The 24,407-nt window shown below is 63.1% G+C and carries 23 protein-coding genes and 1 riboswitch; of the genes, 11 read left to right on the forward strand and 12 right to left on the reverse strand.

Going from position 1 to position 24,407, the window contains the following annotated elements; translation table 11 throughout:
* The 6 genes from DSM107133_RS24510 (at position 1) to DSM107133_RS24535 (ending at position 6,845) form a co-directional block, all read left to right on the forward strand.
* Positions 1-1,041, forward strand: a complete 1,041-nt coding sequence (locus DSM107133_RS24510) for a serine protease (RefSeq protein ID WP_114292485.1) — start codon at positions 1-3, stop codon at positions 1,039-1,041.
* Positions 1,011-3,725, forward strand: coding sequence for a hypothetical protein (locus tag DSM107133_RS24515; protein WP_162791979.1), 2,715 nt, complete (start codon positions 1,011-1,013; stop codon positions 3,723-3,725). Before DSM107133_RS24510 ends, DSM107133_RS24515 begins: the two co-directional genes overlap by 31 nt.
* 137 nt (positions 3,726-3,862) lie before the next feature.
* A complete protein-coding gene (locus DSM107133_RS24520; protein WP_114292483.1) occupies positions 3,863-4,570 on the forward strand; it encodes a hypothetical protein in 708 nt (235 codons plus the stop codon).
* Between the two features lie 8 nt (positions 4,571-4,578).
* Positions 4,579-6,273, forward strand: a complete 1,695-nt coding sequence (locus tag DSM107133_RS24525) for a CHAT domain-containing protein (protein WP_162791978.1) — start codon at positions 4,579-4,581, stop codon at positions 6,271-6,273.
* A gap of 56 nt (positions 6,274-6,329) precedes the next feature.
* The gene (locus DSM107133_RS24530; RefSeq protein ID WP_114292481.1) at positions 6,330-6,551 is read left to right on the forward strand and encodes a type II toxin-antitoxin system CcdA family antitoxin; all 222 of its coding nucleotides are present in this window, start codon (positions 6,330-6,332) and stop codon (positions 6,549-6,551) included.
* Positions 6,552-6,845, forward strand: a complete 294-nt coding sequence (locus DSM107133_RS24535; protein ID WP_114292480.1) for a CcdB family protein — start codon at positions 6,552-6,554, stop codon at positions 6,843-6,845.
* Between the two features lie 59 nt (positions 6,846-6,904).
* On the opposite strand, the gene DSM107133_RS24540 is transcribed toward DSM107133_RS24535, so the two are convergent.
* The 12 genes from DSM107133_RS24540 to DSM107133_RS24595 all read right to left on the reverse strand — a co-directional run bounded on the left by DSM107133_RS24540 (position 6,905) and on the right by DSM107133_RS24595 (position 18,892).
* Positions 6,905-7,906 carry a hypothetical protein gene (locus DSM107133_RS24540; RefSeq protein ID WP_114292479.1) on the reverse strand — a complete coding sequence of 334 codons (1,002 nt, stop codon included), beginning with the start codon at positions 7,904-7,906 and terminating at the stop codon, positions 6,905-6,907.
* A 10-nt stretch (positions 7,907-7,916) separates the two neighbouring features.
* A complete protein-coding gene (locus tag DSM107133_RS24545; protein ID WP_240310442.1) occupies positions 7,917-8,096 on the reverse strand; it encodes a hypothetical protein in 180 nt (59 codons plus the stop codon).
* 158 nt (positions 8,097-8,254) lie between these two features.
* Positions 8,255-9,022: an ABC transporter ATP-binding protein gene (locus tag DSM107133_RS24550; RefSeq protein WP_114292477.1), complete on the reverse strand. Its 768-nt coding sequence runs from the start codon at positions 9,020-9,022 to the stop codon at positions 8,255-8,257.
* Positions 9,019-10,059 carry an iron ABC transporter permease gene (locus DSM107133_RS24555; RefSeq protein ID WP_114292476.1) on the reverse strand — a complete coding sequence of 347 codons (1,041 nt, stop codon included), beginning with the start codon at positions 10,057-10,059 and terminating at the stop codon, positions 9,019-9,021. Before DSM107133_RS24555 ends, DSM107133_RS24550 begins: the two co-directional genes overlap by 4 nt.
* The gene (locus DSM107133_RS24560; RefSeq protein WP_114292475.1) at positions 10,056-11,066 is read right to left on the reverse strand and encodes an ABC transporter substrate-binding protein; all 1,011 of its coding nucleotides are present in this window, start codon (positions 11,064-11,066) and stop codon (positions 10,056-10,058) included. The genes DSM107133_RS24555 and DSM107133_RS24560 overlap by 4 nt, the downstream gene beginning before the upstream one ends.
* Before the next feature lie 170 nt (positions 11,067-11,236).
* A riboswitch (cobalamin riboswitch) is annotated at positions 11,237-11,432 on the reverse strand.
* Positions 11,433-11,475: 43 nt separating this feature from the next.
* Positions 11,476-12,003: a TRAP transporter small permease subunit gene (locus tag DSM107133_RS24565; protein WP_114292474.1), complete on the reverse strand. Its 528-nt coding sequence runs from the start codon at positions 12,001-12,003 to the stop codon at positions 11,476-11,478.
* Positions 12,004-12,056: 53 nt separating this feature from the next.
* Positions 12,057-13,031, reverse strand: a complete 975-nt coding sequence (locus tag DSM107133_RS24570) for a TRAP transporter substrate-binding protein (protein WP_114292473.1) — start codon at positions 13,029-13,031, stop codon at positions 12,057-12,059.
* Positions 13,032-13,048: 17 nt separating this feature from the next.
* Positions 13,049-14,332, reverse strand: a complete 1,284-nt coding sequence (locus DSM107133_RS24575; RefSeq protein WP_114292472.1) for a TRAP transporter large permease — start codon at positions 14,330-14,332, stop codon at positions 13,049-13,051.
* A gap of 4 nt (positions 14,333-14,336) precedes the next feature.
* Complete coding sequence (locus DSM107133_RS24580) at positions 14,337-15,866, reverse strand: amidase (RefSeq protein WP_114292471.1); 1,530 nt, start codon at positions 15,864-15,866, stop codon at positions 14,337-14,339.
* A 117-nt stretch (positions 15,867-15,983) separates the two neighbouring features.
* Positions 15,984-16,976: a LysR substrate-binding domain-containing protein gene (locus DSM107133_RS24585; RefSeq protein WP_114292470.1), complete on the reverse strand. Its 993-nt coding sequence runs from the start codon at positions 16,974-16,976 to the stop codon at positions 15,984-15,986.
* Positions 16,977-16,997: 21 nt separating this feature from the next.
* Positions 16,998-17,717, reverse strand: coding sequence for a response regulator transcription factor (locus DSM107133_RS24590; RefSeq protein ID WP_114292469.1), 720 nt, complete (start codon positions 17,715-17,717; stop codon positions 16,998-17,000).
* Positions 17,714-18,892, reverse strand: coding sequence for an ATP-binding protein (locus DSM107133_RS24595; protein WP_114292513.1), 1,179 nt, complete (start codon positions 18,890-18,892; stop codon positions 17,714-17,716). Before DSM107133_RS24595 ends, DSM107133_RS24590 begins: the two co-directional genes overlap by 4 nt.
* A 215-nt stretch (positions 18,893-19,107) precedes the next feature.
* On the opposite strand from DSM107133_RS24595, the gene DSM107133_RS24600 reads away from it, so the two are divergent.
* Genes DSM107133_RS24600 through DSM107133_RS24620 form a run of 5 tightly spaced genes read left to right on the forward strand, consistent with a single transcriptional unit; the run spans position 19,108 to position 24,390 of the window.
* Complete coding sequence (locus tag DSM107133_RS24600; RefSeq protein ID WP_114292468.1) at positions 19,108-20,124, forward strand: ABC transporter substrate-binding protein; 1,017 nt, start codon at positions 19,108-19,110, stop codon at positions 20,122-20,124.
* A 60-nt stretch (positions 20,125-20,184) separates the two neighbouring features.
* Positions 20,185-21,609: a sugar ABC transporter ATP-binding protein gene (locus tag DSM107133_RS24605; RefSeq protein WP_114292467.1), complete on the forward strand. Its 1,425-nt coding sequence runs from the start codon at positions 20,185-20,187 to the stop codon at positions 21,607-21,609.
* A complete protein-coding gene (locus DSM107133_RS24610; protein ID WP_114292466.1) occupies positions 21,606-22,535 on the forward strand; it encodes an ABC transporter permease in 930 nt (309 codons plus the stop codon). The genes DSM107133_RS24605 and DSM107133_RS24610 overlap by 4 nt, the downstream gene beginning before the upstream one ends.
* A complete protein-coding gene (locus tag DSM107133_RS24615; protein WP_114292465.1) occupies positions 22,532-23,467 on the forward strand; it encodes an ABC transporter permease in 936 nt (311 codons plus the stop codon). The genes DSM107133_RS24610 and DSM107133_RS24615 overlap by 4 nt, the downstream gene beginning before the upstream one ends.
* Positions 23,464-24,390, forward strand: a complete 927-nt coding sequence (locus tag DSM107133_RS24620; protein WP_114292464.1) for an SMP-30/gluconolactonase/LRE family protein — start codon at positions 23,464-23,466, stop codon at positions 24,388-24,390. Before DSM107133_RS24615 ends, DSM107133_RS24620 begins: the two co-directional genes overlap by 4 nt.
* Positions 24,391-24,407 lie beyond the last annotated feature (17 nt).

The raw sequence follows: 24,407 nt of genomic DNA on the forward strand, positions 1-24,407 counted from the left end.
ATGAGATTTCTACCCGCAGTGATGGCCGCATTGGCCCTGCCGCTGGCGCTGAACGCGCAGACGCTGGAATTGCCCGAAACACCCCCCGCGCAGGCGTCGCCCTTTGCCTTTGCCGAAAGCGGCGCCAAGGCCGAGGCCGCGGCACAGCAGGCCGACAGCGCAGGCCGTGTGATCGGCGGTGAAGAGGCCGCCGAGGGCGCGTGGCCCTGGCAGGTGGCCCTGTTGATCGCGGGCCAGCCCCGGACCGTGGACGCGCAGTTTTGCGGCGGGTCGATGGTGCTGGACACATGGGTTCTGACGGCGGCGCATTGCATCCACATGCAGGACCCCAACGGCGTCTACCGTGACCTTGCCCCGCGGGCGATTTCGGTGCTGGTCGGCACCAACGAGATTGCCGAAGGCAAGGGCGACGCGGTGCCGGTCGAGGCGATCTATCGCCATCCCGGCTATGAAGGGACCGAGTTCGACAACGACATCGCCCTGATCAAACTGGCCCGCGCGCCCAAGGTGCCTTACCAGACGATCAAGGTGCCGGATGCCGCGTTCGGCGACCTGCTGGACCAGCCCGGCGTGCGCACCGTCGTCACCGGCTGGGGCCTGATCGAAGGCGCGAAACGCACCGAGATGATGCGTCAGGCCGAGATCCAGATGCTGTCGCGCGACCAGTGCAACCAGGTCATGCTGGAAGGCCGCGCCAAGGCCGCCGCCGAGGGGCTGAGCTATGCCGCCAAGGCGTTCGGGCTGAAGGACAGCGAGGCCGAGAAGGTCTGGCAGGAGCTGATCACCTATGTCCGCGAACCGATGACCGAAAACATGATCTGCTCGGGCACCTTTGGTGGCGGCAAGGGGTCATGCTCGGGTGACAGCGGCGGGCCGCTGGTGGTGCCGCTTGAGGACGGGACGTTCATTCAGGCGGGTATCGTCAGCTGGGGTCTGAGCAATCAGGCCACACAGTCCTGTCTGGAAACGGCGCAATTCTCGGCCTATACGCGGGTGTCGAATTACCTGCCGTGGCTGGACCAGACGATCAACGCGAACTGATGGGCGCGCGGTCCTGCATCTTGGCACTGGTGCTGGCGGTTGGGCTGGCACCTGCTGCTGTGGCGCAGGACCATACGCCCGACAGCTATGCCGAATGGATCCTGAAACGTTCGAAGGCTATACAGGATGCGTTCTATGGCGGCAGGCGCGCCGAGGCCATGGCCGCCGCCGAGGCGTTGAACACCGAAGTCGACAAATATGCCGATTTCATGGGCGATCACAAAGGGTTCTGGGTGCCTGACCTTCTGGTGACGCGGCTGGCGATCAGACTGCGGTACTATGAACAGGCCGCCGAAGTGGCCGCGCCGATGGTCACCGCACTGGACACGCCCGCCGAACACGGCGGCGCGATGCGGGTCGAGGCGATGCTGCTGTTGGGGCAGGCGCTGTATTACCTGAAAGACTATACCGCCGCCGAAGCGGTGCTGCGCAGCTTTGTGTCACTGGGGCTTGAGCCGGGCACGCATGTGGATGGCAAAGACATCACCGAGGCGTCCTATTTGCTGGCGCAGGCGGCGACCCGTGCGCTGGCCCCTGACGCGGCGGAAATCCGGCGCGATTTGCTGGACGGGTTTCTGGACCGCCCTGGCGGCACCGACGGTCTGTACCTGCGGCTGTGGCTGCTGGATTTTCAGGCCCGCCGCTCGAACGAGACCCACGCCCCCGGACTGTTGGACGACGCCCGTCTGGTCGCTGATTTCATGAAAACCTCGGACGAAGGCGACATGGCCGAATACCAGCTGTTGTATGGAATGCTGGGCCGGATTTTTGCCGACAACAAAGACTTTGACCGCGCGATTCCGATCCTTCAGGCCCGTATGGATCACATGCGCGCGCACGCGCCGGGCTCGCGCGAATATTTCTGGGCCTCGCAGAACCTTGCGGGGATTCGCAACCTTCAGCATGATTTTCCCGCCGCCCTGCGCACCGCGCAAGCGGCACTGCGCGAACTGGATGCGGTGCCCGGCGGGCAGGACGAAGAATTTGCGCCCGTCCGCTCGGCGCTGGAACAGGTGATCTGGATTGCCGCGCTTCAGATGGGCGAGGCGCTGATCGCGCAAGAGGCGCTTGAGCGGGCCTATGTCGCGGTGCGCCAGACGCGGTCGGCGAACAACCCTGCGGCGCAGGAACTGGCTGCCGAAATGGACAAGGCGCTGGTGGATCCGGCCCGCTTTGTCTATGCGGGCGAACTGGGTCTGGACCGCCCCGGCGAGCTGTTTCTGACGGCAGACGGTGCCGATGTGATTTCGGCCTTTCTTGCGGGGCGTTATGCGCTGATTTCGCAAGTGCTGGCGCGCGCGGATGCGGCGAAGGAGGTGCCGACGGCGATAGTTGCACTGAACCGCGCCTTTCTGGCGGCGATGCTGGGCGATGTGGGGGAAGGGCAGGCGCAGCTGGCCCGCGCGCGCAAGGCGGCTGCCGAGGAGGAAGAGGACCAGTTGGCGGCCGACGCATGGGAGCCGGATTTCGCAGAAGCGTTGTTGATGCTGTATGCGCGCATCTATGACGTGGACCAGGCACTGCCGCCGCTGGCGCGGCTTGAGGCGCGCGATGACCTGCCCGACATGATACAGGCCAACGTGCGGATGCTGCGCGCGACGCAATCGTTTTATGCGGGCGACATTGCGGCAGCGGCACAGGTCTATTTTGACCATGCGGATGCGGATTTTGCCCGTGTCACGACAGAACCCTGGGGCGTTGTCCTGGGGTTGGGGCTGTTGAACATGGCGCTGGAACTGGATGATCTGGAACGGGCGCGGACTTTTGTGGTTGCCTTTTCAGAGCAGCTTGAAGCAACGCCCGACCGTGGGCTGGCGCTGGTCAGCACCCAGATGTTCGCGCTGAACGCCGACCCCGACGCGATGCTGACCGAACGGGGCTTTCAGACGATGGCGTTTCATCTGCGGTCGCTGGCGTCGATGCTGCCAGAGGAACACCAGTGGAGCATTGCGGCGCGCTTCGCCTATGCCTCGGCGCTGTCGCAGCGTGGCGAGGTGGCCGAAGCCGCGGAATTGACCCGCGGGGCGCTGGAAAGCTATCGCAAGTCGCCCTGGCATCAGGAAGGCACGGCGGCGTTTCTGTCGGTGTCCTATGGCTGGCTGGTCTGGGGCAGCGGCAACCCGGAACTGGCGCAAAGCATCATTTCGCAGGCCTATCACGCGCGCGATCCCGAAACATGGGGGCCTGCCTATTGGGCCGAAGTCTGTCAGGCGCAGGCCTTTGCGCGCACGTTTCAGGGGCGGCTGGACGAGGCCCGCACCGTGATCGAAGAGGCGCTGGGGCAGACCGAGATGATGGCCAGACTGACCCCGCCCAACACCATGCGCTTGCGGCTGCAATACGCCGATATTCTGGCCCAGTTGGGAGAAAGTGAACAGGCCGCCGTTGCCTTTGACAGCGCTGTCGCTGCGGTGCCTTATCCTGAATACAAGGGGGGCCAGACCATGACCGAAGCCCTGCGCAAACGCGCGACCTTTCACCACAACCAGTCGCAACCGCAGGCGGCCTATGCCGACATCGCGCAGTCGAACGCATTGTGGTTCGATCGCTATGACCGCTATGCCACCGACGGGGCGCAAGTGGCGCGCCAACCCTTCGAGGACCGCGCGCGCGCGGTGGACGAGGCGGTGTTTGGCTGGGTTCTGAGCCAGTCGCTGGCAGAAATTCAACCCCAGCAAGAATAAGGGGCATCTTCCGCCAAAGGTAAGGTATTCCTGACGGTGTTTGTCATAAAAAATGTCTGGAAAACGCGCAGTTACGCTGACATGATCTTATCAATTGCCTAACCCTGAACTGTCTTTAATTGAAAGGATTTCTACTGATGACACGCACCACTTTAATCTCGATGATGGGGGCCGCAGCCCTTGCGATGGCACCGATCACGGGTTTTGCACAGGACAAGTCCGGCGAGAATGTGCAGCCCACCGAAGCCACCGCCGAGGTCAGCGCCGTTGGCAAGGTCGCGCTGGCACAAGACCTGTTCGCCTATGCGCAGGAGGGCAAGAATGCCGTCGCCGCGCTGGCCGCTGCGCAGATCATGCAGGGGGTCGATGCCAAGGATGTCGAGCGTGAAAAAACCACCTCTGACAACGAAGACATGGCCGGAGTGACAGAAGAGGCCGACGGGGCCGATGCGCCGATGGACGCCGACGCCATGCTGACAGCCGCGCTGGAATATGCGGGCGGTGATCCTGCCGTGACCGGCCTGATCGAGGACGCGCAGGCCGAAGGTTCGCGGGGCCGTATCGGGGGCGCGTCGCGCACCCTGTCGCGACTGCCCGCGGGCAAGGTCGACCTGTTCAAAGTGCCCTTCTACGGCGGCCGTTTTGCCGAGCTGGCTATTGTGGGTGACGGTGATGCGAACCTTGACCTGCTGGTCACCGACGAGAACGGCAACACCATCTGTCTGGACAAGACCTATACCGACAAGATCTATTGCTCGTTCACACCGGCATGGGACGGGTATTTCCTGGTTGCCGTGGCCAACCAGGGCCGCAAGCGCAACAGCTATTACATCCTGACCAACTGAGGCCGGGCGTGATTGCCCACACAATAACGGGGCGCGCGGGGGCAATCCTGCGCGCCTTGTTTATATGCGGGGCCTGTTTGTGGGCCACGGGGGGGCTGGCGCAACTGACCCCGGCACAGACGCGGGAACAGATCCGCGACGACGTGTTCCTGACGCTGCAACGTGCCACTTCCAGCGTGGCGGGCGCGGCGTTGCAGCAGGCGGCGCTGCGACAACAGGCGGGCAATGCCGCGCTGGCGGCCTTGCTGCGTGAACGCAGCGACCTGAGTGACCGCGCCGAAGCCGACCAGGGCGCGCTTGCCCATGCGGTCGGCACCCGCGGCGCCGCCGCCGAGGCCGAGATCGACCGCGCGCGCGCCAGTCTGAATGACATCCGCCGGCAGATCGCCGCATTGGATGCGCGCATTGAAGACGGGTTTCCGGCGTTTCGCGAGCTGACCAACCCGCGCCCGATGAGCGTGGCCGAAGTGCAGAAAACCCTGCATCCGGGCGAGGTGATGATTGTCACGCTGACCTCTGAATTTGACTCCTTTGTCTGGGCGATTTCGCCTGACGCAGCCGACTGGCATGCGGCCAATTTCGAACAGGACGCGTTGGTGGCGCAGATCAGCCTGCTGCGGCGGATGCTGGACGTGACGACTCAGAACCGCTCGGCGGCGGCGCTGGAGGAGGACACCAGCATCGGCGTGTCGGCAGACGGCTTTGACCGCGCGGTTGCCTATGGATTGTATCAAAAGCTGCTGGCCCCGCTGGCGGCGGTCATTGACGGGGCGGACCATCTGATCGTGGTGCCGGACGGGCCGTTGACCGCGCTGCCCTTTGGCTTGCTGGTGGCCAGCGCGCCCGTGGGCGACGATGCAGACCCGCAGGCGCTGCGCGACACCGATTGGCTGATCGGGCGGGCGGCAATGACGGTGTTGCCCAATGTGTCCAGCCTGCGGGCCTTGCGGCGCAAGGTGGACAAGACCGATCTGGGTGGGCCGCGCCGCCCGTTTGTGGGCTTTGGCGATCCGGTTTTTGCCTATCGCGACAGCGATGCGCCGACCGGCATGGTGACGGACGGCGCCTATGTCAGTCGCGGCGTGTTCGAACAGTTGAGCGGTGTGGCGGGGTTGGCGCCGCTGCCGGGCACCGCGCGGGAACTGCGGCGGCTGGCGCAGCTGACAGGCGCTGCCGCGACGGATCTGTTTCTGGGGAGCGCGGCCACGGAAACCGCTGTGCGTGGCGCGGATTTGCGCGATGTGGATATCGTCGCCTTTGCCACCCACGGGCTGCTGGCGGGCGAGCTGTCGGGGCTGGCGGAACCTGCACTGGTGTTCACCCCGCCGGGCGCGCCGGGGCCGCAAGACGATGCGTTGCTGACCGCGACCGAGGCGGCGGGGCTGCGGCTGTCGGCGCAATTGATTATCCTGTCGGCCTGCAACACCGCCTCGGGCGATGGCACGCCGGGGGCCGAAGGGCTTTCGGGTTTGGCGCGGTCGTTCATCTATGCGGGGGCGCGGTCGATACTGGTGTCGCACTGGCCGGTGGATGATTATGCGACCTCGGTGCTGACCACGGGCATGGTGGCCGAAATGCAGGCCGGGGTGCCCCGTAGCGCTGCGCTGCGCCGGTCGATGCTGCGGCTGATGCGGGACGACCCACAGGTGAAATACGCGCACCCGCGCTATTGGGCGCCGTTTATTCTGGTGGGCGATGGTTGAAATGGTGGGCGCAGGTTATATACTCCTGATGTATACGCATTCTGTGAGAGGCCAAAATGGGACGTGTAAAGGTGAATCTGACGCTGGATGCGGATGTCGCGGAAACCGCGCGCACGCTGGGCCTGAACATGTCGCGCGTCGCAGAGGCGGCCATTGCCGAAGCGTCCAAGGTTGAACGCAACCGGCTGTGGCGTCTGGAAAACAAGGCCGCGATCGACGCCTATGCCGAAGAGGTGGCCCAGGAGGGCCTGCCGCTGGCGCAGTTTCGAAGTTTTTAGGTGGCGCAGTTTGACATTTTTCGCCTGACCGGCGGGCAGCTGGTTGTGGATTTGCAGACCGATCTGATTGGCATCGACGCCTCGCGCGTTGTTGCACCCCTGCGCGAGGCGGGGCGCTACACGGCCTTTCCGGGCCTGACGCCGGCGGTTGAATTTGACGGCATGATGTGGATTGTCAGGGTTCAGGAACTGGCGGCGGTGCCGGGGGCCGAGTTGCGCGAGGCTGTCGGGTCTTTGGCAGAGCAGCGGGACGCGCTGAAGCGGGCGCTGGACATATTGATTGACGGCGTGTGAACGGGCCGGAAATGCCAAAGGGCAAAGACCTGCTTTGCCCCAAAGCGTTTTGGCTAGGGTCAGGCCACTGCGCGCTGTTCCCCGGTATCGACCTGCATCCGCACCATGGTCTGATTCAGCAGGATATAGGCGATTTCGCCAAAGGTCGCTGGCCCGGTATAAGATCCGGTCGTCTCGCCTTCGAGTTCGCCATAAAGATAGTTCAGGATGCAATTGCATGACAACTGGGTGCTGCCATCCCCCGAGATCTGTTCTGCAAAAGTCTGCGCATAAGAGCCGGAAGGTTTCGCCAGCCGGTATTCAACACCCGCCACGACGGGGGCATAAAAGGCGACCTTGCCTGCACTGGCGTCGACCGCACGGAACGAAACATTGATCATGGCGCCCGAATAATTGGCGACCAGGGGCAGCTTAACGTCGATCCCGTTTTCGGCGACATAGGCGGCAAAATCCACTTTCTGGCCGTTGACCGTGGCCTGTGTCACGTCAAAACCCGTCTCGTCAAAAACGATCGTGTCCGCGCCCGGGTCCTGCTCGAAGATATTGACGATATCCAGATCGGTGGCGGCCCCCCGGGGCAGGGCAACATGCAAAAGCAGCGCGCCCTCGTCATAGGCTTTGCCCGTTGCGCCATCAAAGACCTTCGGGCTGACTGTGCCAATGTCATCAAGATGCACGCCGGTGACCCAGCCCATCAGGGGTTGATCGAAAAGACCGTCATAGGACGCCCCATGGATCGCAAAGTCTGCATGGGCAGAGGAAAATGCGGGGACCAGGATCATGGTTATGCCGCTGTCATACCGGTCCCGCGCCAGGTCGGGCAGGTCATTGCCGGTGCGCAGCACGCTTCGGGCATCTGTCGCCTCGTCAATCTCGGTGACAAAAACGTGGTCCCGGTCAAGCCGGCCGCCGGTGTCGGTCACAAAATAAAGCGAGGTGCCACCAATCCAATGTCCGGTTGGCAGGGCGGCAAGCACCGCTTCGTCGCCTGCAATCAGCAGCACGGCACCGTCCTCAATTCGTTTCGCCGCATCCGCGACAGTCATCATTGCGTTTTTCATTCCAGACCTCTTAGAAAATGGCGATGTCTTTGACAGCAAAGCTGTTTTTGACAAAATAGGCGTGCAATTCCGCGATTTTGTTACCGATAGAGCCCGGTTCGGTCTGCACTTCCCGACGCAGGCGGGTCATCAGTATTTTTGTCGCCAACGTCGCGGACGACAGTTCGCGGTCTGATTTCAGCGCGCGCATCCATACGGGATCATTGGTAGGGGGGATCACAAAACTCTCCTTTGTGCGTTGTCACAGGTTTCCCGGGCACCGTTTACACCGGCGGCCTTTACAGGCGATTAATCGGACCTGGTTTCAAATGGGCACATTGGTGAGAATTTGACCAAAAGCGTGCGCGGTCACGCTTCGGGGCATTGAAAACGAAAGACGGTTGCGTTGTCGGCGGGGTCGCGCAGGCGGGTGGCATGGACGCGAAAGATCGACGCCAGCCGCGCGGTGCTCAGCACCTCTTCGGGGCGTCCGCAGGCGATGACCCGCCCGCCGTCCATCACCGCAAGACGGTCACATCCCATCGCCTGATTGAGATCATGCAGCGCCATGACCACCGTGACCGGCAAATTGCCCACCAGCCGCAACAGCGACAGCTGGTGGTGGATATCCAGATGGTTGGTCGGCTCGTCCAGCATCAAAAGACGAGGCCGCTGCGCCAGTGCCCGCGCGATCTGCACCCGCTGGCGTTCACCGCCCGACAGGGTCGCCCAGCGGTGGTGTGTCATATGGGCCATGCCCACGGCATCCAGCGCCTGCGCAACAATGGCGCGATCCTGCGCGCCAAAGGGGGACAGGGCCGACAGCCATGGTGTGCGCCCCAGCTCGACCACATCGCGCACCGACAGCGCCTCGGAGGTTTCCGCGATTTGTTCCACGACGGCGATCTTTTGGGCAATGTCGCGCCGGCTGAGCGCGGTTTGCGGCTGGTCGTCCAGCAGAACGGTGCCAGAAGGGCGTTTCAAAAGCCCCGCCAAAAGACGCAGCAGCGTGGATTTGCCAGAGCCATTGGGGCCAATCAGGCCGAATGTTTCGCCGGGGGCGATCTCCAGCGAGACATCCTGTACAATGCCGCGTGCTCCGGCCGCCCAGCCAACGGATTTCGCTGTGAGCCTCATTGCCGTCTCCGGTTGCGCACAAGGATCAGCGCAAAGCCCGGCGCACCGACCAAAGCCGTGACCACGCCGATCGGGACAACCTGACCGGGGATCAGCATGCGCGAGGCGATATCCGCCACGATCAGAAACACCGCCCCCGCCAAGGCCGAGGCAGGCACAAGCCGCGCATGCCGTGGCCCGACGACAAAGCGCATGGCATGGGGGATCACAAGGCCCACGAAACCGATGGAGCCGACCAGGCTGACCATTGTGGCGGTCATCAGGGTCACGGCACCGATCAGCATGACCTGCACCCGACGCACCGCGATGCCAAGCGAGGCCGCCGAGGACACGCCGAAGGAAAACGCATCCATTGCCCGCGCAAACCACAGGCAGATCAGAAAGCCGACCGCCGTGACGGGTGCCGCCAGCACCACATCGGGCCAGCGCACGCCCGACAGGTTGCCCAGCAGCCAGAACATGATGCCGCGCGCCTGTTCGGCATTTGCCGATTTGGCGATCAGAAAGGATGTCAGCGCGTTGAACAGCTGCGAACCGGCGATGCCCGCAAGCACCAGCTGCGCCGAGCCGCCACCCGCCGCGCGTGCCAGCATTGCCACCACGGCAAAGGCCAGCGTCGCCCCGACAAAGGCCCCGCCCGAGATCCCCAGCAGACCGCCGCCAACGCCCAGAATGGTGACCGCAACCGCACCGGCTCCGGCCCCTGCGGACACGCCCAACAAGTAGGGATCGGCCAGCGCATTGCGCACCAAAGCCTGTAGAACGACACCCGACAGGGCAAGGCCCGCACCACAGGCGGCAGCCAGCAGGGTGCGCGGCAGACGATAGCTCCAGATGATGCCGGCGTCGATGGGGTCCACGACCAGCCCCGCGTCCCAGATACGGTTGGCAAAGACCGCCGCCACCGTCGAAAGCGGCAGCGGCGTTTCACCAATGACGACACCGCCCAGAACGGCCAGTATCAATATGGCCGCCCCCTGCGCGACCCACAGCCCATGTGTGCGCCCTGTGACGCGGGGGGCAGCCAGATCACTCATTGAAGATCAAACTCCGGCAGGGCCTCGGCCAATGTCTCAAGCGCTGTGACATTGCGGATCGAGGGGTCCATCGAATGCGCATTCAGGATCACGATACGGTCATTCCTGACCGCGTCCATCTGGCTGGTCACCGGATCGCTGCGCAGGAATTCCAGCTTTTTCTCCACATCATCCGCCTCGAAACGGCGCCGGTCCATTTCGGCGACGACGATGACCGAAGGGTTGGCGCGGGCGATGCTTTCCCAGCTGACAACCGGCCATTCCTCGTCGCTTTGTACGACATTGCGCAGCCCGAGCTTGTCCATCATGTAACCCGGAGGCCCCTTGCGGCCCGCGACATAGGGGTCGATGTCCATCTCGGCGGAGGAGAACCAGAACACGGCCGAAGCATCGTCAAGATCCAGCGCCGCCGCCTTTTCGATGGCCGCCGCTTCGCGGGCTTTCAGATCCGCGACCAGAGCCGCGCCTTTTTCGGACACGTCGAAAATCTGCGCAAGCTGGGTGACACCGGCATAGATGCTGTCCATTTCGAACATGGCCAGACGGGTGCCGTCCGATCCGGTGCTGTTGTCCTTGGCCCAGCAATCGGCGGGCAGCACGAAGGTCGCGATGCCAAGGTCGGCAAACTGGTCGCGGGTGGCAACGATGCCCTGCGGGCCGATGTGCCATTCATATTGCGCGACAACCACATCGGGGCGCTTGTCGACCACGGATTCAAAGCTGGGGTCATTGTCGGCCAGACGTTCGATGCCTGCGTTCAGTTCGGTGAACTCGGGCAGCACTTTGGTAAACCAGACCGAGGTTCCGGCAACCTTGTCGCCAAGTCCCAGCGTATACATCAGCTCGGTGCCGGCCTGACCGACGGTGATCGCCGTTTCGGGGGCCGCGTCAAAGGTGACGTCGACGCCGCAATTTTCGATCGTCAGGGGATAGCTCGTCTGGGCCTGCGCCATCGGCGCGAAACAGACCGCGCCCAGCAGGGCCGCCGTCAGGGTGTTATTGTACATCGTATGTCTCCGGTGTGTGATGCGCCCGGAGACAAAGAGGGAATGGCGAACCCACGGCTGACCTGCACGGCAACCGGAACGGTCGACATACGGGCGCTTGCGATGGCCGGTGCCGGGGGGCACCGCAGGATTAATTTCATTCGACACCTCCCCGGACTCCCCGCCCGGGCCGCGTTACGTTTGGTGTCGGCAGGTCTCCTGACTGGCGAGTCGTTACGGCAGCGGCCTTCCCATGGCACGGGGCCACAGTGGCATGATCGCTGCACGCTCATCGCCTACAGTTGCGGGGGCAGTTCCGGTTCACCGGCGGACCGGTGGCGGATTCCCTTTTGATTCCTTGCGGAAACCGACAGGGAGTGTTCTAGCCAGCAACCTCTGCGCTCGCAATGGTTGATTGTTGCCTGCCAGATCAGTCCAGCTGCGACTGGGTGGTATCACGGGCTGTATCACCGGCCCATCTGGCCGCGAGGTGCAGCAGGATGATAATCATTGCCAGAGGCACCGACACCGAAATCCACACCATCGGAATGCCAAGCGTGTCTGCGGTCAGCCCCGACTGTCTGGCAAGATATCCTTTGGCAAAGCCGCCCCGCAGGCCCACAAAGCAGAAATAGACCACCGGCAGGACGAAAATCAGCACGGCCGCGCTTTGGATGGCGTCGCCAAGTGCGGACAGAATGTGGGGCGGTTTGGGAAAGACGCTTTGCATCAGCACCGCGTCCGAGCGGGTCTTGAAAGACAGGGTTGCGCCCAGCAGGCCGGTCCAGACCATCGCATAGCGGGCGACATCTTCGGTCCAGATCGGGGGCGCGGAAAAGACATAGCGGGCAATGATTTGCAGCATGACCGTCAGGAACATCAGGCAGACAGCCAGAATCGCGGCCCGCCGCGTGATGGCGTGAACGCTGTTGCTGATCGAGATGATGACGTGGCGCATGTGCCGGTCTCCACTGGAAATGCCGGGCCCGGTTGTGGGCCCGGCGGTTGCTTTTAGCGGTTGCTGTCGGACAGGTCTGTCCAGATCTTGACGTCTTCGGCAGGCATCAGGTCCGACTCATACACCGGCTTGGATGCTGCGCGGAACACGGCGCGTTCTTCTGCGGTCAGGCGCTGTACGGTCACGCCTTTTTCCTCAAGCGCGGTCAGCCCGGATTCGGACGCTTCGGCCAGCCACGCGCGGTTGGCGGCATCGGCTGTCGCCACGGCGGCATCGACGGCAGCGCGTTCGTCGTCGCTCAGGCCGTCATACCAGCCTTTCGAGAACAGGATCGCCCGCATCGGGATAATCACACCCGCATCCGAGAAGTTTCTGACAAAATCGGTCTGGCCGAAAATCACCGGCACGAAAGGCGAGTTCAGGTAGCCGTCGATCACGCCGGTTTGCAGGCCTGCGGGCACTTCACCCCAGGGCACCACCGTGCCGGTCGAGCCCCAGGCCTGATACATTGCAATCTGCGCGTCATCCAATGCCCGCATCCGCAGGTCGGCCATATCGGCAGGCGCGCGCACGGCCTTGGTTGTGGTGATAATGCCCGATGACGGCCCGATCGGCACAAAGGCAACGACCATTGCATCCTGGGCGGCCAGCTTTTCGTTCAGCCGGTCAAAGACCTTGCCCGCAGCCAGCGCACGGTCCATATGCGCCGCATCATCAAAGATATAGGGCAAGCGCACGCCATAAACGAAGGGGTCGATCTGGGCGATGGCGCGCACGTCGGACAAAGAGACCTCCAGCAATCCGGTGGAAATCTGGTCGAATTTCTCGGCCTCGTTCCCGACCGAGTCGCGCGGCATTTCACGCACCTCCATCCCGGCGTCTTTCAGCGCGTTGCCAAAGGCATGGGCCCAGTTGTAAGACCCCGATTGTTCCAGATCGGGCTTGCCGTCCAGTGCAATCTTGACCTCGGCGATGGCGGGGGCCGCCATGGCCATAAGTGCGGCCAGTGTCAGTGATGTCAGTTTCATTTGTCGTCCTCCCTTATTCAGTTCACGGAAAAGCCGAACAGCTGCGGCAACGTCAGGCTAAGCGCAGGCCAGTAGACCAGCGCCAGCAGCAGCAGAACCTGCACGGCGATGAAGGGCAGCACAGCATAGGCCAGCCGCCAGTAGTTCAGATTTGTCAGCGCCGATACGACCACCAGGCATTTGCCCAGCGGCGGGGTAATCAGGCCGACGCACAGGTTGAAACACAGCACGATCCCCAGATGGATCGGGCTTATGCCCTGCGCCAGCGCTTGGGGTGCAAACAGCGGGATCAGCAGGGTCAGCGCCACGGGCGTGTCCATGAACATGCCCGCGATCAGGAAGATGGCCACCAGGAAGAACAGGTATTTCGTGCCCGTCAGCCCGAAGGATTCGACCCAGTTTGCCAGTGCCTGCGACCAGCCCAGCTGACCGGCCAGATAGCCAAGCACCGAGATGGCGGCGAGGATGATAAAGATGGTGCCGGTCATCTTGGCTGTCGCCTCGACGGCATCAAAGATCATCTTCCAGTTCAGCCCCTTGTAGTACTGGCCCGCGATCAGCGCGACCATAACGGCGATGGCCGACCCTTCGGTTGGGGTGGCAAGGCCGAAGACCAGCGCACCCAGGATCACTACCGGCAGGCACAGCGCCGGTGCGGCGTGCAGCAGGCTGGGCAGGAATTGCGGCAGATCGTCCGATTTGCCGCCGGGGTGCCCCTTGATGTTGGCGATCAGCGCATTCAGCAGCATCAGGGCCGCCGCCAGCAGCAACCCCGGCACGACACCGGCGATGAACAGGGCGGCGACGGATGCGCCGGTCAGGCCGCCATAGATAATCATGATGATCGACGGCGGAATGATCGGTCCGATCATGGACGAGGCGGCTGTAATCGCTCCGGCATAATAGGGATCGTAGCCGCGCGCCTTCATTTCGGGGACAAAGGTGCGCGACAGCGCGGCGCTGTCTGCGATGGCCGAACCCGAAATGCCCGCAAAGAACACGCTGGTCAGGATGTTGACGTGGCCAAGCCCGCCGCGAAACCGCCCGACGATGGACATGGCAAAGTCGATCAGGCTGCGCGTGACGCCTGCGCGGCTCATGATTTCAGCGGTCAGGATGAACATCGGCATCGCCATAAAGGCAAAAACATCAAGCTGCGCAAAAATGCGCTGTGGCATGATGGACAGGAACTGGGTTTTGCCCACGGCGACAAAGGCCAGCACCGACACCGAGCCCATCAGATAGGCAAAGGCGGTGCCGCTGATCAGGAAGACGATGAAAACGATCGGGATGAACCACATGATATTACACCGCCGTTCTGATGTTGGGTGTTGATGACGGAACCGCTGATGTCAGGACGGGCGGATGGGTCACGATCGCACGCAAGTCAACATTCGAAGCCGCAAGCGCCGCCATATCGGGACGCGGGCGGGCGGTGTCTGCGTCGCGGTCAAACAGGGTTTCCAGCGCTTTGGCCGTGGCCAGCAGCCGTTCGTCACCGCGCAAGGGGCCAAGCATCTGAAGCCCGAAGGGCATGCCGTGCGGATCGCGGCCACAGGGCAGGGTAAGTGCGGGCCCGCCCGTCAAAGAGCCGCGATACATCAGCGCCAGCCAGCGGTAATAGACATCCATCACCTGCCCGTCGATTTCGGTCGGGTGCGATTGCTGCCACGGAAAGGGCGAGACCGGCGCGGTTGGCAGCAGGATGATGTCAAACGCATCCATCACCTTGTTGAAGTTGCGCAGGATGCGGGTCTGTTCCGCATGTGCCCAGCTTCTGTCGGCCAGCGTCATGGCCTGTCCCATCGCGACGTTCTGCGCGATGTGGTCACCAAAATCCCCGGGTGCCGTTTTCAGAGCCTCGGCAAATCCCGCAACAAAGCTTTCTGCACGCAAGATGTCAAAGACGCGGTCCATCTGGCCCAGATCAAGACTGGCCGGGCGGCAGTCCATCACATGCGGCCGCAGCGCGTCGATGCGCGCGCGAAAGGTCTTGCGGATGGCGGGGTCGACGGGCGCGCCGCCAAAGTCTTCGCTGTATCCGACGCGCAGGGTTTTCAGGTCGACCTGCGGCAGGGTGGCGAACCTGTCGGGGGCCGCGGGCGACGACAGGGGGTCGTCGCGGTCATGGCCCTGAATGACGTTCAGCATCAAGAGCAAGTCGTCCATTGTCCGCGCCATCGGCCCCAGAACGGAAATGCCGGACCAGCCCAGCGGGCGTGTCGGGTGTGCGACCACATCGACCGACGGGCGATAGCCGACGATGCCGCACAAGGACGCCGGCAGGCGCAGGGAACCACCCGTGTCGGAGCCGGTGCACAGCGGCAGCAGATCGGCCGCCAGTGCCGCCGCCGAGCCGCCGGACGAGCCGCCCGCGATCAGGTCGGGGTTGAACGGGTTGCCCGTGGCCCCCCACACCGGATTGCGGCTGTTGCCGCCCGCGCCCAGTTCGGGGACATTCGTCTTGGCCAGAATGATGGCACCTGCCGCGCGCAGCCGTGCGACCATGGGCAGATCCTGGGTGGGCACATTGGCGCGTCCGCGTTTGCTGCCATGGGTGGTCAGCAGCCCCTTGGTGTCTTGCAGGTCTTTGACTCCAATGGGCAATCCGTCAAGCGGGCCGATTGGTGTGCCGGCTTTCCAGCGCTGCGTTGCCTGCGACGCCTGCGCCACCGCCCGTTCCGCATCCAGCGCGGTCAGGGCGTTAACCTTGGGGTTGAACAGCGTAATATGTTCCAGACAGGCAGCCAGATAATCGCTGGGCGTCAGGGTTTGGGCCGCGAAACGGGCCAGAACCGCGTGCGCGGGCAGCGCCACAAGCGCCAGAGGGTTCAACGGATCACCCGTGCATCTATAGCCAGCAGAAATAACACGAAAGCCCTCCCAAACCTTGCATCGGGTTAAGGTAATCCATGCACATCACCAAAAAAAGTGAGTTTTCGGCGCAGTACATTAACTAAATGGAATGGTTTGCATCTCGGCGGTGGTTTGTTGCAGGCATTTCAGGAACAGCGACAGGGTGCTGTTCTGGGTGATCTGGTCGGCGCGCCAGAAGCACCGCGCTTCGGACAGCAGGCCCTGCGTGTCCAGCGGCAGGATCGTGACTTCCCCGCGCGCGGCCTGTGCCTGTGCCAGTTGCAGCGGCATCAGGCCAAGGGCAGGCATCACGCGCAACAATTCAAGATTGAGCGCAAGTGAATTTGACGCGATTGTGTTGCTGGGCGCGGTCAGCCCGTTGGTGGCAAACAGCGCATCCACCGCCCGCCGTGCCACCGAGTTTGCTTGCGGCAGGATCCACGGAAACGGGATGACATCGGTCCATGCCAGTTCGTTCTGCTGGGCAAGCGGGTGGTGACGTCCTGCGACCACAACGACGGGTTCGGAAAACAGCGGCATCTGGTCGATGCCGGGCAGTTCCTGCGGTTGCCAGATGCGCGCGATCAACAGATCAATCGCACCGGCCTCTAGCTCTGGAAAAAGCTCGACAAAATGGCCTTCCAGAACGGTTACATTTGCCTGCGGCGTGCTGCGTTTGAAAATCGCAATGCTTCCGGGCAACAAGGACGGCGCGACCGAGCTGACAACCCCGATAGAGACCGAGCCCGATACACCGCTGGCCATCGCTTCGATGTCAAAGGCGGCGCGGTCAAGCTGGTTCAGGGTTTGGCGGGCGTGATCTGCCAGACGGTTGCCGATAGGTGTCAGATACAGCCGGTTGCGGTCCCGCGTCACAATCGGTGCGCCGACGATCTTTTCCAGCTCGGCAATCTGCTTGGAAACGGCGGGCTGGGTCACGTTCAGGGCCACCGCCACCCGTGCCACCAGCTTTAGGTCGGCCAATGCCGCAATGACCCGCAGATGGCGCAGCGTGATTGCCTTTTGAAATTCCTTGCCCAAACGCCTTGGCTCCCCCGGTCCGGTTGCGGGCAGCCTGTCACAGTTCATCAAAAGTGAAAATATGGCTGATTACGTCCGGCGTCCGGCCAGCCATTTTTCCAGATCGCGCTGCGCGGCATCCAGTATTTCGATGTTGATCGTGCGGGTGAACAAGGCCCGGTTCAGCGCGCGCACACGTTTGTTCAGGGCAATATGTTCATCCAGTTCGGAATCAACACCCAGCTTGTCATACAGCGACAACAGCCGGTTCTGCACGGTTCTCAGCGACATGCCCTGTCTTTCGGCAATCAGCTTGTCCTGTAGTCCCAGCGCCAGATCGACCAGCACCGCGAATTCGCTGTCGTCGATGCGCATACGCGGCGAGGTGCTGCTTTTCTGAAGGCGGTGAATTTCACGGTCCACCATGATCTGCCCTTCGATCAGCACCGCGCGCAGGGCCAGCTTCAGCCGCTCGCGCGAGGCGGTTTTCAGGATATAGCCATAGGCGCTGTCCTCGGGCACGATCTGGGCAATGCCCCGCAAGTAGGCTTCGTCGGCGTAGTTCGACCAGAACAGGATGCGGGTTTGCGGGCGCTCGGACCAGATCGCGCGGGCCGCTTCGATGCCGTTGCGCCGGTCCATCTGCAAATCCATCACGATGGCTTCGATCTTGCCGCGCCGGGCCTCGTCCTCGCCCGCCGCGCCATCCGAAAACTGGATGATTTCAGTCACCTCGGGCAGGGCCTCGACCAAAGCGTCCTGAAGATAGGCGCCATGGAACTGGTCGTCTTCTACGATCAGCACCTTCATGTCCGGCTTTCCAGCATCACGCGCACCCTGCATCCGTAATCGTTCAGGATGTCCAGCTCGGCCGAGATCAGACGCGCGCGGGTGCGCATGTGCGACAGGCCCGAGCTTCTGTGCAGGGAGGCGGGAATACCGCGCCCGTCGTCGCTGATTGTCATGACAAGGCCGTATTGGGCCACGGGTTCGATCATCACTTTGATCGTGCGCGCGCCGGAATGATAGGCGGCGTTGTTGATGGCCTCCTGGGCGATGCGAAACAGGGCGGTGCGCGTTGTCGGGTCCAGCCGGTCGGGCGCGCCGCCGGTGTCGTCGGTCACGTCAATCCGCACCGGCGCGATCCCGACCGCGCGTTCCAGGTGGACGCGCACCGCATGGGCAAAGCCGAACAGCTCAAGCAGGGTCGGCACCGCGGTGTCGATGATCTGCCGCAAGTTGCCGATGGTGTCGGATACGCCCTGTGCCAAAGCAGCGCGGTCAAGCGGGGCGTCGCCCGTGACCTCGCGCAGCAGGCGCGTCAGGTCGGCCAGTGTCTGGTCGTGCAGGTCCATGCCGATGCGCTGGCGTTCCTGCTCAAGCGTTTGGGTCAGTTCCAGCGCGCCGCGGCGCAAACCTTCTTCGCGTTTTTGCGCTTCCTGTCCGACCTGGGTGGCCCGCTGGGCCTGTTCGGCGGTGTGCATCGCATGGAAATAGGGCGACAGGACGTCTGCAATATTCCGGGCGCGCTGCACGGTTTCCAGGGTATATAGGCCCGGTGTTTCGTGCGAGATGTTCAGCGTTCCGATGGACTGGCCCATGACCTTCATCAGCACATGCACCCGCGAGCGCAGCCCGTGGTTGAAGATCGGTTCCGAACAGGCGCCCGCAAAGGTCTGGCGGGGATCCTGCATCGCGTCGCTGCACAGCATGAAATCGCATTTGCCGGTGATCAGGTCGCGGATCGGTGAGCGGTCAACCCGCGTGCGCGCCCGTGACCAGCGCGTTTGAATGCCAACCTCGTAGCTGGCCATCCAGCCGGGCCGGTCATACAGGCACAGATCGGCGTGCGAAAAGGGAATGACCTCTGCGATTTCATCCGCCACCGCCTCAAGCGCCGAGGCGATGTCGGTACGTTCGGCCAGATGGGTCGAGATGCGCAGAAATACGTCACCCTTTGCATTGGCTTGCAGGGCCTTGTCCATTGTCTCCTCCTGTCGCGCGGTGCGCGTCCCCGCAAGTTTGGGCCGCAAATTGCAAAAAGGAAACACCTGTAACCGCAGATCGGTTGCGGGTTCCCGCATCATCTCTGCGGGCGCGTGCCTTTACAGGTGGGGGCGCTGGCCACATCATTCCGCCATCCTGGTCCTTGCCGGACTGGATTTCAGCGCAGGATCAATGCGCGATAGGGAGGAATATTATGACAATTTCAAAAATGCTGCTGGGGGCGGCAGGTCTTGCCCTGGTTGCGGGAACCGCGCTGGCCGAAACCCCGACATCCGACAAGCGGATTGCGCTTTCGAACAATTACGCGGGCAACTCGTGGCGACAGGCGATGCTGCAAACCTATGAGGAGATCGGCAAGCAGGCGGTTGCCGATGGGGTGGTGGCCGCGGCGGATGCCTATACCACATCCGAAAATCAGGCGACCGAGCAGGCGGCGCAGATTCAGAACATGATCCTTCAGGGCTATGATGCCATCGTGCTGAACGCCGCGTCGCCCACGGCGCTGAATGGCGCGGTCAAGGAAGCCTGCGACGCCGGTGTGACGGTGGTCAGCTTTGACGGCATCGTGACCGAGCCCTGCGCCTGGCGGATCGCGGTGGATTTTGCCGCCATGGGCAAAGAACAGGTGGATTATCTGGCGACGCGCCTGTCCGATGGTGGCAATCTGCTGGAAATCCGGGGGCTTGCAGGCGTGTTTGTGGACGACGAGATTTCCAAAGGCATCCACGAAGGCGTGGCCGAGCACAGCCAGTTCGACATTGTCGGATCGGTGCATGGCGACTGGGCGCAAGACGTGGCGCAAAAGGCCGTGGCCGGCATTCTGCCATCGCTGCCGCCGGTCGTGGGCGTTGTGACACAGGGCGGTGACGGCTATGGCACGGCGCAGGCCTTTGCTGCCGCAGGCCGTGACACGCCGCTGATCGTGCTGGGCAATCGTCAGGACGAACTTCAGTGGTGGGCCGAACAACGCGACGCGAACGGGTATGAAACCCTGTCGCTGTCGATCGCGCCGGGCGTTGCCTCGCTGGCGTTCTGGGTCGCGCAGCAGGTGCTTGCGGGCGAAGACGTGCCCAAGGATCTGACGGTGCCTTTCCTGAAGATCACCCAGGACACGCTGGACGATGCGCTGGCCACGACGCCGGAAGGCTCGGTCGCCAATGTGACCTATGCGCTGGATGATGCCAAACAGGTCATCGCAGACGCCAAGTGATGTTTCGTCGGGTCGCCCTTTGGGGCGGCCCGCGTTTCCCAATTGAAGAATGGAGCACTCATGCAAGATCATGAGAGTGCCCCGATCGTGACGCTTGTTGACGCGGCCAAGCATTTTGGCCCGGTGCGCGCGCTCGACGGGGTCAGCCTGTCGGTCGGGCCGGGCGATTGCATCGGGCTTGTCGGCCATAACGGCGCGGGCAAATCCACGCTTGTGAACCTGATCAACGGGGGGCTTGCGCCCTCTTCGGGCAGCCTTGTCTTTTCGGCGGGCCATTCGGCGCTGGATGCCGGTGTGCGGTCGGTGTTACAGGAACTGTCGCTGTGCCCGAACCTGACGGTGGCCGAAAACCTCAGGATTTCGCACAGCGCGCTGAAAGGCCCCGGCTGGCGACGCCCTGCGCGGGCCGAAATACGCGCCAGCCTTGATACGATCTTTCCGGGGCACAGCATCAGCGCGAATGCCGAGGTTGATAGCCTGTCGATCGCAGAACGCCAGATGATCGAGATTGCCATCGGATTTGCCCCGCGCGGCACGCAGGCGCGGCTGGTTATTCTGGACGAGCCGACGTCATCGCTGGATGAGGGCATTGCCGACCAGCTGCTGAAGCACATCCGGCAGTTCTGTGCGGCGGGCGGGGCCGTTGTCTTTATTTCGCATATGCTGGGCGAGGTCTTTAAGGTCGCCAGCCGCATCATTGTGTTGAAAGACGGCAAGATCGTTGCCGAGCGCCCCTGTGGTGACTTCACCCGTCAGGGGCTGGTTGATGCGATGGGGCATGTCGCCCCCGAAGCGGGCGAAGACACCGGCCCAAAGGGGGATTTTGGCCCCGAGCTCTTGCGCACCCCGCAGGGGCTGGCGGTGCGTCAGGGCGAAATCGTGGGCCTGTCCGGTTTGGCAGGGCACGGGCAGGCAGAGGCGCTGGCGCGGCTGTATCTGTCGCGTTCGTCCGCATGGAAATCCAGCAAGTCGCCCGAAGTGGTCTTTGTCGCCGGGGACCGGGCGCGCGACGGGGTGCTGCCGCTGTGGTCGATCCTGCGCAACATTTCGATTTCGGTTCTGCAACAGACCGCAAGGCGCGGTTTCGTGAACCGGCAGGCCGAAACGGCGATAGCGGCAGACTGGAAGGCCCGCATTGGCATCCGCACCGATGATCTGCGCAACCCGATCCTGTCGTTGTCCGGCGGCAACCAGCAAAAGGTGCTTTTTGCCCGTGCGCTGGCGTCGCGCGCACCTTTGGTCATCATGGACGACCCGATGCGCGGCGTTGATGTGGGCACCAAACAGGACGTTTATGCCATGATCCGCGCCGAGGCCGCCAAAGGGCGCACATTCCTGTGGTATTCGACCGAAACCGAAGAGGTCTGCCAGTGTGACCGTGTCTTTGTCTTTCGCAATCACGAGATCAGCGCCGAACTGACCGGCGCCGACATCACCGAGGAAAAGATCCTGGGTGCATCCTTTGAAATGCAGGAGGCATCATGAATTTTCTTGCCCGCCACAGGATCATCCTGCCTGTGGTGTCCCTGGCCATTCTTCTGGCCGCGACCTTTTACATGCAGCCCCGCGCCATGAGCTATTTCGGGGTGAACCTGCTGTTCAATCTGGCGGTTCCGATTGCGCTGGCGACCATCGCGCAGATGATGATTATCATGGTCAACGATATCGACCTGTCGCTGGGGGCCTTTGTCAGTCTGACGGCCTGCGTGACGGCCACCTTTGTGAACGATACGCCGTTGCTGGGTCTGCTGATCCTGCTGGGGTTGATCCTGTCCTATGCGGTTCTGGGCGCGGTCATTCATGCGCTGGAACTGCCGGCCATCGTGGTCACGCTGGGCATGTCCTTTGTCTGGGGCGGGCTGGCGCTGTTCATTCTGGCATCCCCCGGCGGGGCAAGCCCGGGCTGGCTGCGTGCGCTGATGACGGTCAAGCCGCCCTTTGTGCCGATGGCCGTGATGGCCGCTGTGGCCATTTGCGTTGTCACACATCTGTTGATTGTCCGTTCGGGCATTGGAACGGTGTTGCGCGGGGTCGGCGGCAATGCGCGCTCTGTCGCGCGGGCGGGCTGGTCGGTGATCCGGCTCAAGGCGCTGGCCTATGGGCTGGCGGGGCTGTTCGGCGTGCTGGCCGGTATGGCGCTGGTCGGGCTGACAACATCGGCCGATGCCAATATCGCGCTGCGCTACACGCTGTTGTCCATCGCGGGTGTGATCCTGGGCGGCGGTGAATTTACCGGCGGCAAGGTCAGCCCCACAGGGGCGGTGATCGGCGCGTTTACCCTGACCCTGGCGGCGTCGTTCCTGTCGTTCATGCGGCTGTCACCCGACTGGCAGATCGGCGCGCAGGGCGCGATCCTGATCCTTGTGCTGACCGCGCGCCTGATCTTCAGCCGCAAGGGGGCCGAGACATGAATCCGCTGAGCAAACCGTGGATATGGTCATGGCTGGCCGCCGCTGCGGCCTTTGGTCTGACCCTTGGGCTGACCTCGGGGCGTGGCGCCGGAGAGCTGGCCTATGCCGCGCTGTCATTCGGCGCTTTTGCGGCCATCGTGGGCCTTGGGCAGATGCTGGTGATTACGCTGGGGCCGGGCAATGTCGATCTGTCGATTCCGGCCACCATGACGCTGGCGGCGACGCTGGCGCTCAAGGCGATGAGCTCTGACGCCGGCACGGCCTTTCTGGGGCTGGGCATTGCGCTGGCGGTGGGGCTGGGGGCCGGGCTGGCCAATTACGCCCTGATCTTCCTGTTGCGCCTGCCGCCCATCATCGCAACGCTGGCGGCCTCGTTGATTTACCAGTCGATTGCGATCTGGTCGAACCGGGGTCTGCGCATCAAACCCCCCGCCGGACTGGCGGATTTTGCCACGGGCCGCTTTCTGGGCCTGCCGAATGTGGCATGGGTCGGGCTGGGCCTTGCCATCGTGGTCTGGGTGCTGCTGGAGCGGTCGGTCTGGGGCCGGATGCTGCTGGCCACGGGGCAGAACCTGCGGGTTGCCCGTCTGGCCGGTGTGCCGGTCGAGCTGGTGCGCGCCACCACCTATGTCACGGTGGCGGTTTTTGCGTCGCTTGCGGGCTATCTGCTGGCCAGCTTTTCGGGGGGTGCGGCGCTGAACATGGGGGCCGAATACCTGTTGATGTCGATTGCCGTGGTTGTCATCGGCGGCAGTTCCATCGCCGGGGGCAATTCCAACGTGCCGGGCGTCTGGGGCGCGGCACTGTTCATGTTTCTCGTGGTGTCGATGCTGAACAGCTATGGCGCGGGCGCAGGCGTGCGCAACGTGCTGACCGGAACCATCATCATTGCCATCGTCATCGCCGCCAGCACAAGGAGGGACCGCGCATGAAACCGATGCCGCCACATCTGGAAATTCACGATGACCGTTTTGCCACCCTGGTCCATCCTGTGTCGACGCTGGACGTGATTGCCGAAGGATTTACCTGGACCGAAGGGCCGGTCTGGTGCGGCGATCACGACTGTTTGCTGTTCTCGGATATTCCCAGCCAGCGGATCATGCGCTGGTCAGACACCGAAGGGCTGTCGGTCTATCGCGAAGGATCGGGGTTCAACAACGGCAATACGCGCGACACGCAGGGGCGGCTGGTCGGTTGCCGCCATGGCGCGCGCGACGTGGTGCGCACCGAAGCCGACGGGTCGCTGCGTGTTCTTGCCGACAGGTTTCAGGGCAAGCGTCTGAATTCGCCCAATGATGTTGTTGTCAGCTCGGACGGGGCGGTGTGGTTCACTGATCCCACATATGGCATTCTCTCGAACTTTGAAGGCCGCCGCCGCCCGCCCGAACAATCTGCGCGCAATGTGTTCCGCCTGTCGCCCGATGGCGATCTCGGCGCCGTGGTCACCGATTTCGTCCAGCCCAACGGGCTGTGTTTTTCACCGGATGAAAAAACGCTGTATATCTCTGAAAGCGGGTCCAGCCATGACGCTTCGGTGCCCTCGGTCATCCGCCGCTTCGCGGTCGACGGCGGCACATTGCGCGACGAAGGTGTCTTTGCCGAAATCGACAGGGGTTTGCCCGACGGGATGCGGTGCGACGTGATGGGCAATCTGTGGTCTTCGGCAGCGGACGGGGTGCATTGCTTTGACCCGGAAGGCGGTCTTTTGGGCAAGATACTGGTGCCCCGGGTTGTGTCAAACCTGTGCTTTGGCGGGCGCGACGGCCACAGGATGTTCATCACCGCGACCAGTCATGTGTACCGCGTATTTGTGGATGTACACGGGGCCGAACCCTGGACCCGCGGGCGCGGATAACACCGGTCTCGCGGGCA

The organism is Pseudosulfitobacter sp. DSM 107133 (assembly GCF_022788695.1).
Taxonomy (GTDB): domain Bacteria; phylum Pseudomonadota; class Alphaproteobacteria; order Rhodobacterales; family Rhodobacteraceae; genus Pseudosulfitobacter.